Raw genomic sequence first — 12554 nt, 5'->3', positions numbered from 1 at the left:
TTTAGAGGCAGTAAAGGACACCATTTTTAGAAACCAACTTTTTTATACAACTTTTTTCATACCTTTCGAGTTCCATAAAAACAAAAAAATTTGAAAACCCAGTATAAAGATCCTTACTTGTTGTCATTAAAGCAATTAGTGCGGTGGGATAATGATAAATATGACAAATCTGTTGCGCTCAGTCGACAACAGCCATAAAGGGCTGCAATTGCTATTAGGCGATTTTTACCAAGATTTCAGTGATGCAGGGATTGATATTGAGATGCTGCATAAACAAAACCGTTTTGAAGCACTCAGATGTTATTCAAAAAGACTAAAGACCATTCTCGTCTTGTTATGTGATGACGACTTACCACCAAAATTGGCAAAGCTTGAACACTTAAACAAACACCATTTCCCTGCTCCTAATGAATTGATCGAGGACGTTAAAACCGAGCTTAACAACGTAAACAAACAAATTAGCCAGCTGTTAAAAATCGAAAATTCAATCGATAGCCGCACAGGTAGTGAATCATAGGGGTGGCTCATGAGTAATAAGCAAATAGAACATCACCTCAAAAAGGCGCTTGTTTCGAACAACGAAGCTTCGAAGGTAACAGCAGACGATACAATCGTGCTAGCAAGTGCAATGACCAGCGTACACAAAACCTTGCTGGTTATCTTTTTGCTTTCCATGGTGGCTATCGCCGTGGCATCTCAGGCTCGTATCGACATTGTGGTGTCGGTGCGCGGTGAGCTATTGCTCGAATCTGACATCGAAAAAGTGCAACACCTTGAAGGCGGTATTCTAGAAGAAATGCTAGTGCGCAAAGGCGAAGTGGTTTATGAAGGTCAACCTATTGCACGCCTTCGCTCTCTGGATAGAAACACTCAACTTGATACGGTAAACACAGAGATCATTCAGCTTGAGCTAGACAAGATTCGTTACGAAAGCCTGCGCGATATGGTGGAACCCGATTTTTCTTCCTACATCGAAAAGTACCCAGAATTAGTGCAAGTCAACATGAATACCTGGCAGCAAGAATTTTCTAAAAACCGTTCCAATGAAGAGTTGATCACTCACGATATCCAACATAAGAATTCGCTTATTGATTCAATGCTCAAGCGCCGTAAAAGCTCCGAGAACCAGCTCTCCTTGATACGCAAGCAGCTCAATATTAAGAACACCTTGTACAAAGAGGAAATGGCGTCTTACGTCGATGTTCTGAATATGCAGGTTCAAGAGTCAAACATGGTGCGTGAGATAGAAAACCTTGATGAGTCGGTCATGAATGAGCGCTTCCAACTCGACAAACTAGAGAAGCAGTACCGAGACTTGGTGGAGAATCGTAATGCCGAGTATCAAGCACAAATCATTCAAGCAAACAAGGACTTAAAGTTGAAACGTATATTACGTCCTCAACACTCAGATAAAGTGGATCGCCTCGTGGTTTACGCCCCTATTGACGGTGTAGTAGATAAAGTGCACTTCAACTTCCGCTCCGCTGTGATACCGCCAGGTGAAAGCATCGCGGACATTGCACCGATCAATAACGCCCTTCACGGAGAGGCGAAGATCCCGCGTAAAGACATGGGTTTTGTAGAAATCGGACAAGCGGTCAAAGTGAAGATGGATACCTACAACTTTGCCAAATACGGATTTTTGGAAGGTCGAATTGCATCGATCAGCCGTTCTTCTTATGAAGAAGAAGACGCTGAATTCTACCTCGCGGAAATCCAAATCAGTCAAAACTATCTAGAGCGCGGAGGCACACAATACAAGCTGTCCCCTTATATGGAGTTTACCGCAGACGTGAAAACAGGTTCACGCCGGGTGATCGAATACGCAGCGAAGCCGGTTATGTCGGCTATCGAAGACGCATTCGATGAGAGGTGATGGATGAGTAGCAAACCTTCTTACAATATTTCCGTTCCTGTTATGCGCCTAAGCATCGCTTTCAGCTTGATGCTGGCTGCCCTCGCCTTTTATTTGTATATCTCTTGGGAAAAAGTGGATTCAGTCGAGAAAGTGCAAAACGCGCCTCTTTTGGTTCAAGCTCAACAGCTCAACCAAACTATCGAGTTTGATATTCAAACGCTTCAACGCTGTTTAAGCGCACGTTATTGCAGTACAACAGAGCTTGATTTTGAGGTTCTGAAAGACGAAATTGACCAATTTAAGTCGCTCGCGTCACTCAACAAAACCGAGTTTAGCTTGGTGGGCGCGACCGAATACACGCAGCTTGAACTGGCAATCAATCGCTTCTCAGACAGCCAAAAAACACGCGACGATGTGTTGGCACTGTACCTCTCGCTCACCAATAACTACCTACAAATGGACGACAACTACAGGACCATATTTAACAACCATGCGAGCGACCTAATGATGGAGAAAAACGAGTTCTTCATTTGGTTGTTTGTGGTCGTTGTCGTACTGGTTGGTATCGCAGTGCTATCGAACTTGGTGGCAATCCTTAAACTGAAAAAATCCAGCTCGAATGAGCGTGACATTGATCAAGAATTCGATGAGCTTTATCAAGAACTCAAACAACTGGATTTACAAAGGTTGGAAGAGTTGCTGAATGAAGTGAGCATCAATCCGAAGCAGCGTCAGATCTACTCACACCTAAAACTGATTTTCAGCAAACTCGAAGAGCAAAAACGCAATAACGATCTCTACAAGCAGCTCTATGCTCTGATTGGTTACGAGATTCGTGGCATCACCAACACCATTAACGGCGGCGTGCAATATCTCGTTCAAGAGACCGATGAGAGCGGAGTGTTGATGGCGCAAGATATAACCTCGGCTGCCAATACCCTGTCTGAATTGGCAGAGAACTACAACCGACTCATTTCACAAGGGACCGAGAGCAAATCGAAAGAGTTTTCACTGCTGAATGTACTGTCTGAATTGATGATTCACATCAGTTCAAAAGTGCAGCGCAATGAAGGTGAGCTAGACTGCTTTATCTCAGATAACTTACCAAACCGTGTTGAAGGACAATCCACCAGCTTATTCTGGGTGTTGTTCCTACAGCTATCAAATGCCATCCAACTCAAAGCCGACAAGAAACTGTTTGTCACCATTGAATCAGGTGCGGCGTCAGACATTGAAAATACCCGCCTGACCATCAATCTAAACTTCTTAACCACGCTGGATGTGCCGCTTGCCAAGCTCAATACCCTACACTGGAGCGACCATAAACAGCACACTGCAACCAAAGACGATTTGGCGAAAAGCGTGTTGAAAGATTATGGCTATTACGAGAGCCATTGGTATCAATCGGGCAATCAGGAACGTTTTCAAATTCAGCTCGATTTGAAAGCCAAAAGCTTCCACACCGAGAAAACTCGCTTCGACAATAAGCGCCTATTACTGTGTGCCAACTCTCAGCTGCGCATTGATGTGATGAACAAAATGTTAGTCAACTTGGGCTTAGAGATTACGCCAATTCGAACGCCGAACGAACTCTTCTCTGCGGCAAAAACCTTTGGCGAATACGATGCCATCATGCTGACCGACACGTTCGAGCCAAACAAGCTGCCCTCACTGAGCAAAACGGTGAAATCGCAACTGCGCAATCACCCGAACACCAAGTTGTTGCTTTCAGTCACTAGCACTCAGCAAGCACAAGAGAGCCATACCTTTGTCGACAAGATTCTGAACTCCCCTGCGATTCCGTATGAGTTCATCCCTAACCTATTAGCAATCATGGAAGCGGAAGCCTCTGAAGAACAGATGGAGAACAGCTCATTCCTGATTGTGGAGGATGACCGTGTTCAACAGATTCTACTCAAACGTATTTTGAGCAAGCAAGAATACGAAGCCGACACCGTTGGCGATGGCGCAGACGCCGTTCAGCATTTCATGAATCAGCGCTCAGACATCATTTTTATGGACTGCATCATGCCGGGCATGGGCGGCATTGAAGCGACCAAACGCATTCGACAATACGAACAAGAGAGCGGACAGAACCCTTGCACCATTATAGGTGCGACAGCATTGACCAGCAGTAATGAACACCAAGCTTGTATCGAAGCTGGAATGGATTACGTGATCAGCAAACCTTATAAAAACGACGAAATCATCAAGGTGATCAACAAGTATGTGGCGGTACAGAAACTTAACTAGCTGTATATTGGCAGCGCTTACATTGAGCAACGCTCCTTCGGCAATGGCGACCACCTTGCTTGAGGCGGTCAAACTCGGCTTGGAAAACAATTTATCTCTGCGCGCTAGTGACAAAGGCGTGAAAGAAAACGAATACAACATCGACATTAGCCGTTCTAAGTTTCTACCCTCTTTAAACGGTGCTGCTGATACCACATGGAATGAAAACGAAACCATATTAACGGGAACACCGGATACACGTTCTAGCTACAACTCAAATAGCTACAGCGTGTCTTTATCGCAATCGGTGTTTAACCTTGGCGACATCTTCAAATACGGCACCGCGAAGCTGGATTTCAACATTGAGGAAATCAAACACGAGAACAAAATCCAGAGCACCATTTCTGAAATCGCGACGCAATATTTCGAATACCTCAAAAACAACGCGCAAATCAAAGCCACCCAAGTAGAACTTAAATCGTCTGAAACACGTGAGCGCCAAATGCGTCGCAACGTGGAACTTGGCAACACTGCGGCGAGCGAGTTGTATGAGGTAATTGCCCAGAAAGAAGGCATTGCCAATCGCTTAAGAACCTTAGAGAAAGACCGGCGCGTAATTTTGAACGGTTTAGAGATTCAAGTTCAATACCCAGTCACCCCATCACAAGACATCTACGAAAGTGTTCCCTTGGAGGAAATCAGCGAATCCGAACAACGTGAGATTCTTGAACAAGCTTTGAAGCTCAATAACGACTTATTGGTTGCGAAGAAAACCGTCGAGCGCAGCCGAAGAGGCTTGAAAGAAAGCGGTTCAAACTTTGTGCCGACCGTATCGCTCTCTGCCAGTTACCGTTACGACGATGCGAACAACTATGACCGAACCGACCCAACCGCAACAGGGGACAGTAACTCGACGAGCGTCGGGTTGAACTTGAATGTGCCAATTTTCTCCGGCGGTTCGGATTACTACGGTTATCAAAAATCGTCGACTGCCATCGAGCGAACCGAGCTGCTATACCAAGATTCATTGTTCGCGACGCGCAATAGCGTTAACACCTCAGTACTCAACATTAACGACTTCTCCCGAGCTATTAGCAGTTACGAGAACATCATCCGTGCCAACTACGCTTCCTACAAAGGCATTCAACGCGCCTATCAGCTTGGTACGCGAACCATTACCGACTTACTGGCAGCGGAAAGTAAACTGTTTAGCGCGCTACGTGATTACGAGAGCGCGCGTTATGACTACATCATTGAATCGATCAATCTTGAGCAAATCAAAGGCATGCTGTCGGTGCAATCCATCGAAAGCATCATGCAGTTGATGGGCGATATCGAAGGCAGAAGCAATCAAGACTTAGTTCCAAAACACCTTCTCTCCAAACCATCGATTAAGAAAGGAGGTCGCAATGCAAACTGAGCACTTTTCCCAGAAGATTAACTTTGCTGACAAGTGTTATCTGACTTTCTCAACGGTCATCTCCACGCTGTTTGGTTTAGTGCTGCCCTTTTCGATACTGATTATTTTTGACCGAGTTTTACCTAACCAAGCCAAAGACACGCTGTTTCTTCTGTTTGCCATTATCTTAATAACCATCCTCCTCGACTATCACTTAAAAAATCAGGAAGAGAAGATTTCGTCGGTGATCATGAAGCAGTTCGAAACCAACTTAACCAACAAGGTGTTTCAATCAATCTGTTTGGCTGAGATATCGAAGTTTCGTCGTCTAGAACCCGGTGAATACCTAGAGCGTATTGCGACCATTCCAGAGATTAAATCCTTCTTTGGCGGAGAATCTGTACGGGCATTGATCAACCTTGCCGTCAGCATACTGACCATTCTGATTATCGGTGTGATCAACATTTGGGCGGGAGTGACCATCTTGCTCGCCTCCATCATTTTGGCGGTGTTCGCACTCAGTCTTTCCAAGCAGAAAATCAACAGCTTAGAAAACAAATCCGACATCGAAGGCTTAACTACTTCTAAAATCATCGAGATCATCTCTAGCCCACTCGATATCAAAGCGCGCAATATGGAATATCGCGTTGAGAGCTTGATGACACAAATGGTGGAAGAACGTGAAGTCGAGAACATCAAATACGAGCAAATTGAATCAAACTTCAACCTTATCTTGTCGCTCATACAACAGCTCTCCATCGCTTGTGTGGTGGTGGTTTTGGCAACGGCAGTTATCAACATGCAATCGAGCCAAGGCATCATGGCTGCCATCATCATGCTTACCAACCGCTACTTCGCGCCATACCAGCAAGTAATGCGCACGGTGAGTCGATGGGAGTTGAACAAGCTTCATATTCAACGTATCGCCGAGCTGCTTGAGCTTGCTGCATCTATAGAACAACAAAACGACACGACGGAAGTCGAGCGCATCTCGGTGAAGTATTCGGAAAAACAACGCATTGAGTTTGAACGCGGTCAGGCTTACTTGCTGACGGGGAAAAGCGGCGCAGGTAAAACCCACCTCGCCAATTGCATTACGCGGCAAAACACCGACAGCAAGCTCGATATCCAAATCAACGAGACACCGCTCGATGACGTCAACTACAACGTCTGGCGTAATAGCGTGCTCATGGTCGACAAAACCAGTTCGTTCGTCGAAGGCACCATCATCGACAACTTGACTTGTTTCCGCCCGAGCTTAAATAACACGGCATTTGCGCTTTGCGAAACCATGAACATCAAGGCACAAATCGATGCCCTTCCCGCTGGTTTTTACACCGAGCTTAAAGGACATTTACGCAACCCATTCTCGCGCCAAGTCGCTTATGCCTTGTTGTTAGTGCGTGCCTTACTCGCGAACAAACGTGTGTTGATCTTCGACGACATCGACTGTGTTTATGATGACGACTTTGCTCGATTGGTTTTGACCAGCACCGCCTATCGCGCCAACGACAAAATCCTCATCATCGTCAGCAACAAGATGGACAAACTCAATCATCGCCTCAAACGCGTCAAACTTACCGGAGGTGACCAATGAGTATTTTGGTTGATTTTAATAATGTCCCTCAGCGCTTGTTGGACTTTGAGGCTCGCAGTTATGACGAGCGATACAATGAGTCACCTTTGATTCGTGGTTTAGCTTACACCCTCATAGCGCTTGAATGGGAAGGCACACCTTCTATCCTCAGTGACGCTTTTATCCCTAAACCAAAAGACAGCGACAGTTTTATTGCCACCATTGAACGTCTTGGTTACCGTTGTGACGTCACCAAATTAAAAACGTTGGAGCACATCGAGGGGCACCCTCATCCTTGTTTTATTGAGATAGAAAACCTCACTGCGATTTTCTTGGGCACCAAAGACGGCAAACTGATCCTGTTTGATTACACCAATAACAACACCATTGAATACCCGCTCTGCAAGAAGCCGTGCTTGTTGGTGTCGATCAGCGAATACTCCCGCTTATTCCGAGAGCCGCCACCTGAATCTCAAGACCGCAGTAACTGGATTAAATACGCGTTTTATCGCTACAACAATGAACTCAAAAGCCTGATTATTCTCAGCTTCGTGGTCAGCATTCTCGGCGCACTCCAGCCCTTTTTTATTATGAGTGTGTACAACTTCGCCTTAACCTCTAGCTCGCAAGCCACGCTTTATTGGCTCACGTTATTTGCTGTGATTGTTGTGTTCTCGGAATACTTTTTCAAGAAAATGCGGGTCAACATCATCGCCACATCAGGAAAGGACTTGGCGGTGCATATTTCTCAAAACGTAATATCCAAACTGTTGTGGCTTCCTTATTCGATGACATCTACCGCTGGTGTCTCTTCTCAGTTAGCACGATTGAAGGACATCGACACTTTCCGCCGTTTGGTAACCGCAGAGTCAACATTAAGCTACTTCGACATGCCGTTTGTTATCGTATTCATTATTGCCATTGCTCTTATGTCTGGTACCGCAGCGCTAGTCGTTATGGCGGGGTTGATTCTAATGTTGGTGTTCTGTGTTTATTCTCGTTACATCTACTCGCAAGCCACGTCCAAGAGCTCTCGCGCCAACGCCATGGTTTCTTACCAATGGAATGAGATTCTTCGTGGTATAAAAACCATCCAAGGCTTGCCATTATTGCGTGTTATCCAGTCCCGCTTTAGCGCATCACATTTACAAAGCACAAACGATGCAGAACATGTTTCAGTGACTAATAGCAGGGTTCAGGCAGCAGGCGGGAGTTTGATTCAGGTTATTGGTACCGCAAGTATCGTCGCGGCCGTTATCGGCGTGATGGACGGCACCTCCGATGCAGGTGCAATGCTTGCTACCGTAATTTTAGTCTGGAAGGCGTTGGGGCCTATTATGGGCATCTACAACTCTATTTCTAAGTTCCAATCCATTAAGGCGTCTTCTGCGCAAATCAACAACCTTATGGCGATGAATGACGATAAGCTAACGTTAGAGAAAAGCCCCCCTATTCGCCTCTTTCAAGGTAGTATCGTCGGCTCTGGTGTGAGCCATCGTTATAGTGGTGCAGCAACAGGCTTAACTAATCTTGGTTTTAAAATTCCACCGGGCGCAAAAGTCGTGATTTGTGGACCAACAGGTTGCGGTAAAACGACGCTCATTTCTATTATCGCTGGGCTAGAGGAACGCTATCAAGGCTCAGTTTCGGTGGACGGTTATAACATCAAACAGTTCAACAGTTACCGCTATCGAACCTCGATTAACTACATCCCGTTTAACCTGCATATTTTTGAAGGCTCCTTGGAGACTAACTTCATCTTGCATAATGGGTTAATCCCAACAGAAAAAATGCGTGAAATGGTGAGTTTCTTTGAGCTCGATACATGGTTGCCACAAGGCCTGGACACTCAATTGAGCGTTGATATCTGTAAAAGTTTACCAAATGGTATTCAACAAAGACTGCGGCTCGCATTAGGGCTAGGTAACTGCGAACAATCTTTGATTATCATTGACGAGCCATTTAATGGTGCTGAGCAAGAAAACTCGCACTACTTCAAGCGGTTATTCAGCGACAAACTACTCAATAAGACCGTTATTTTCTCAACGAATGATCCGGGCATGATCTCTACATCCAACATGAGCTTAGTCTTGGAGCCAGATGGCAACCTGAAATATTTCGGGTTAACCGATAAGTACTTAAAAAGTCTAAGTTAAGTTCGGAATGTGGTGTGGTTCATCATTCATACTTGAGCACGGTCATTGACAAAAATGTAAACGATGAGACTATTTACTCTGTAAGCGCGTACACTAAGGAATCCGATGTATACATTTGTTGCAGACAAATTGGATGTGGTTTATTTATCAACAATACCAGAAAACTACCAGTTACAAGACTTCGATGTGCCTGAAGAAGAACTCGAAATTCGTGAAATTGTAGAGGTATGGTATGAGTGTGCGTTTCTTCCTGACTTTAACCTTCAACACATCGACATCGAAAACAAAACCGCATTAGTCGAGACACAAGCGCAAGTCGTAAACAACTACACAAGTACGCTCGCTTTTTTACTCAAAAGTCGTACTTATCGCGCAGCACTTGACCGATTATTGAGTGTATGGAGATTGGAGGCAGCAGCTAAAGCACAGCTTGAGCTGCTGTTACTTACGGAAGAACAGAGTAGCAAGCCAGTAAATTAATCAGCTAGGATAAGGGGCTAAAAATCTTAAACCCAACCATCGAATCGGAGACGTTTCTGCACGCGTTCAACCGCCTCTATCTGCATCTGACGAACACGCTCGTTAGATACGTTTAATAACAGGCCTATTTCCGACAAGGTTTTCACTCTCTGGTCAAATAATCCGAATCGATGGATCAAGACTTTCTGCAACTTAATTGGCAAATTTTTAATAATATTTTCAATAGCTTGAGTAAAGCACTGGTTTTCACAGTCTTGTTGTGGATCTGGCGTATACTCACTTTCACACAGTTCAAGAACAAATGGAACACGATGTAGGTCCGCAGTGGTCGATACATCAATAAAACCACTTAGAGCAACAAGTTCATCTATACGTTCTGCTTTCACCCCTGAGCAGCGTGAGAGTTCAGAAATAGACAACTCCTTGCTCTCACTTTTTGACGCATCGAGCTTTTTTAAAGCCAGGCTATTTATCTCTTTGCACACATGAGCAGGTAAACGTACCGTGCGGCCATTGTTCATTAATGCCGCTTCTATATTCTCGCGAATCCACCATACCGCATAAGTAGAAAAACGGTAGCCTGGCTCAGGATCGAACTTATCGACCGCTTTTATCAAACCAATGTTACCTTCTTCTATTAAATCAAGCAGAGTAAAGTTATTGCCTGGCCGTTTGAGGTAACCTTTTGCGATTTTCACAACAAGTCGAAGATTAGACTCAATCAACATTTCGCGCGCTTCTTCATCACCAGCTCGATTAAGTTTGGCGTAATGCAACTCCTCTTCACGAGACAACAAATCAATCCCCACAATATCTTTGAGATAGTGAGCATAAGGGTCTTTCCCAACTGACAACGATTCTTTCATTGACAGTTCATCCGTGACAGCTCGGAACCTAGCAAAGCATTCGTTGTTCATTCCCCGTCCTTCTCAAGCCAACTTATTTCTTATCTTCTTTAATTGTTTTTGTACAACACTGTATGCATCATGCTTTATATGCATTACTTTACACTGAGTGTAGACAGGGGTTCTGATCTTTACCAAGAAATCACTTATCACTTTAAAACAATTACTGCTTCTATGATAAAAACGTGAGCAGGTGGGGGGTTATATATATGAAAGTGCAAGTATTTGTACGCAAATTGGCCTCAAAGAAAACAACGCAACGTGATCGTTAACGCTTACCACGTTACTCTGACTAAAACTTTGAGGCTTGAGGATGGTTTGAAGTATCAGTTGAATTAGCGAGATCTAATTCACTTGACGAAGCGCAGGTTGAAGCTGACAGTCTGTTATAACTTGGAAAACTGCACGATTCTTTCCTTCAGACTTACCTTGATACATCAACTCGTCAGCATCTTGCAAGCTCACGATGTGGGTAAACTCAGGATAGTAAGCACAGCCCAAACTGATACTCAAATGAATTGCTTGTCCGCCCAGTATAACAGGCTGATCGTAAACTGCTTTACAGAGCATATTGGCAAAATTGAGTGCTTCTCGCTCTGACAGAGAAGACGTAACGAGTGCGAACTCTTCTCCTCCAATTCTCGCCAATGTCATTCGGTCATCAGTCATCGACTTAGCGGCTTCTGCGATGGCAACTATTGCTCGGTCTCCAGCAAGGTGGCCATATCGATCATTGATTGATTTAAAATCATCAATATCAAACACCATCACCGTTAAGTTTCGCTTCAAATGATTCAGTAGCGCCAATTGCTCAATAAGGTGTCTACGGTTGTATAGCTTTGTGAGAGAATCCGTCAACGTCATCTCCAGCAATTGCTGATTGGCAATCGTTAATTGCCTTGTCCGAAGAGCAACCATACGTTTGAGGGCAAAAATATGATAAAGCGTTGCGACCGCCATAATGAAAATAGCAATAGGGAAAAGATAAAGTGGATAAACCGTTTTCACCACACTCCAACGGGTGAGGATCCGCTCACGATCCGTATCGATGACTTTTTCAAACGCTCTTGATACCTCTAAAATGGAAGTTGCACTGTGCATTCCTGCTGCAATCCGAAGATCTTTACTATATAAGCTAATTGTCGGGACAAACATACCCGCTCCCGGCGTGGTTGCCATATAAAAGTTAGCAACTTGCAGGTCTGCAACAAAGTACAGCACCTTTTTATCGACGGCGGCTTGTATCATCGAATCATTGTTAATGTATTCTGCGATAGGTGCATTCGGATAATTCGTCTGAACAAACTCAGACTCGTAACTTCCTTTAACAACGCCAATTGGCAGCGTCATTTCGCCAGTTAAAACACTCCTGATATCAACCGAAAGTACATCTTTATTTACGTACAATTTGGTTTGGATAGGCATTATGACGGCGCCAAAGTCCATATACTTCGCTCTTTCGGGCGAGTAGACAAGTCCTCCGTGAAAGTCAGCCTTACCCTCTTTTACGGCTTGCAAAGAAGCATCCCAATCCAAAAGGAGAAACTGAACGTCAATTTGGTTGTTCGCCGCGTACTCTTTCCAAAAGTCGATTAAAATACCTTTAGGTTCACCATCTGGGCTAAGGTAAGAGAACGGCTTCCACGCTTTGGAGTTAGCAACAATTAAAGAATGAGACTCTGATTTGTGCGCATGCGCCATCGGACAAATGGACAGCCACAGTAGTAATAAAGAAGCACACGCTTTTTTACATTTGCAACCATAAGTACCATAACTCGTCGATGACATACCTACTTCTCACCAGTCTTTTTAAACCATAATCTCGGCTGTTTGATTAGACTAAAGATATAGTAGAGTTGCATAAGACAGGAAGTGACGCTTATTGATATGAATCTAACTTAGTAAGTTTTAGTACTTAATTGGTACTTTCAACGCCTGGTTCGCTGAA

9 protein-coding genes are annotated in these 12554 nt (G+C 44.4%); 7 read left to right on the top strand and 2 right to left on the bottom strand.

Features of this window, described 5'->3' with window-relative positions:
• Positions 1–148: 148 nt before the first annotated feature.
• The 7 genes from R7Z47_RS03000 to R7Z47_RS02970 all read left to right on the top strand — a co-directional run bounded on the left by R7Z47_RS03000 (position 149) and on the right by R7Z47_RS02970 (position 9701).
• Positions 149–517 carry a hypothetical protein gene (locus R7Z47_RS03000; protein ID WP_031777210.1) on the top strand — a complete coding sequence of 123 codons (369 nt, stop codon included), beginning with the start codon at positions 149–151 and terminating at the stop codon, positions 515–517.
• A 9-nt stretch (positions 518–526) separates the two neighbouring features.
• Positions 527–1876, top strand: a complete 1350-nt coding sequence (locus tag R7Z47_RS02995; protein ID WP_017821587.1) for an HlyD family type I secretion periplasmic adaptor subunit — start codon at positions 527–529, stop codon at positions 1874–1876.
• A 3-nt stretch (positions 1877–1879) separates the two neighbouring features.
• Positions 1880–4111, top strand: a complete 2232-nt coding sequence (locus tag R7Z47_RS02990) for a response regulator (protein WP_137283122.1) — start codon at positions 1880–1882, stop codon at positions 4109–4111.
• Positions 4086–5510: a TolC family protein gene (locus R7Z47_RS02985; protein WP_262606508.1), complete on the top strand. Its 1425-nt coding sequence runs from the start codon at positions 4086–4088 to the stop codon at positions 5508–5510. Before R7Z47_RS02990 ends, R7Z47_RS02985 begins: the two co-directional genes overlap by 26 nt.
• Positions 5500–7086, top strand: coding sequence for an ATP-binding cassette domain-containing protein (locus R7Z47_RS02980; RefSeq protein ID WP_033906826.1), 1587 nt, complete (start codon positions 5500–5502; stop codon positions 7084–7086). Before R7Z47_RS02985 ends, R7Z47_RS02980 begins: the two co-directional genes overlap by 11 nt.
• Positions 7083–9221: an ATP-binding cassette domain-containing protein gene (locus R7Z47_RS02975; protein WP_318129813.1), complete on the top strand. Its 2139-nt coding sequence runs from the start codon at positions 7083–7085 to the stop codon at positions 9219–9221. The genes R7Z47_RS02980 and R7Z47_RS02975 overlap by 4 nt, the downstream gene beginning before the upstream one ends.
• 105 nt (positions 9222–9326) lie before the next feature.
• Positions 9327–9701: a hypothetical protein gene (locus R7Z47_RS02970; protein ID WP_262606509.1), complete on the top strand. Its 375-nt coding sequence runs from the start codon at positions 9327–9329 to the stop codon at positions 9699–9701.
• A gap of 26 nt (positions 9702–9727) precedes the next feature.
• Here the strand turns inward: R7Z47_RS02970 and R7Z47_RS02965 are convergent, their stop codons facing one another.
• Complete coding sequence (locus R7Z47_RS02965; RefSeq protein WP_318129810.1) at positions 9728–10618, bottom strand: RNA polymerase sigma factor RpoD/SigA; 891 nt, start codon at positions 10616–10618, stop codon at positions 9728–9730.
• Between the two features lie 333 nt (positions 10619–10951).
• On the bottom strand, positions 10952–12394 hold the full coding sequence (locus R7Z47_RS02960; RefSeq protein ID WP_017635871.1) for a diguanylate cyclase domain-containing protein: 1443 nt from the start codon (positions 12392–12394) through the stop codon (positions 10952–10954).
• Positions 12395–12554: the final 160 nt, after the last annotated feature.

The organism is Vibrio sp. 1641 (genome assembly GCF_033339995.1).
Classification (GTDB): domain Bacteria; phylum Pseudomonadota; class Gammaproteobacteria; order Enterobacterales; family Vibrionaceae; genus Vibrio; species Vibrio alginolyticus.
Note: the sequence above shows the minus strand (reverse complement) of the source record. Positions and strands in the feature narration are given on the sequence as shown.

What these genes read in the sequence shown, in the direction of transcription:
- R7Z47_RS02990 (WP_137283122.1), top strand. Translation starts at nt 1,880, where the DNA reads ATGAGTAGCAAACCTTCTTACAATATTTCCGTTCCTGTTATGCGCCTA.
- R7Z47_RS02960 (WP_017635871.1), bottom strand. Translation starts at nt 12,394, where the DNA reads ATGTCATCGACGAGTTATGGTACTTATGGTTGCAAATGTAAAAAAGCG.
- R7Z47_RS02985 (WP_262606508.1), top strand. Translation starts at nt 4,086, where the DNA reads ATGTGGCGGTACAGAAACTTAACTAGCTGTATATTGGCAGCGCTTACA.
- R7Z47_RS02970 (WP_262606509.1), top strand. Translation starts at nt 9,327, where the DNA reads ATGTATACATTTGTTGCAGACAAATTGGATGTGGTTTATTTATCAACA.
- R7Z47_RS02995 (WP_017821587.1), top strand. Translation starts at nt 527, where the DNA reads ATGAGTAATAAGCAAATAGAACATCACCTCAAAAAGGCGCTTGTTTCG.
- R7Z47_RS02980 (WP_033906826.1), top strand. Translation starts at nt 5,500, where the DNA reads ATGCAAACTGAGCACTTTTCCCAGAAGATTAACTTTGCTGACAAGTGT.
- R7Z47_RS02965 (WP_318129810.1), bottom strand. Translation starts at nt 10,618, where the DNA reads ATGAACAACGAATGCTTTGCTAGGTTCCGAGCTGTCACGGATGAACTG.
- R7Z47_RS02975 (WP_318129813.1), top strand. Translation starts at nt 7,083, where the DNA reads ATGAGTATTTTGGTTGATTTTAATAATGTCCCTCAGCGCTTGTTGGAC.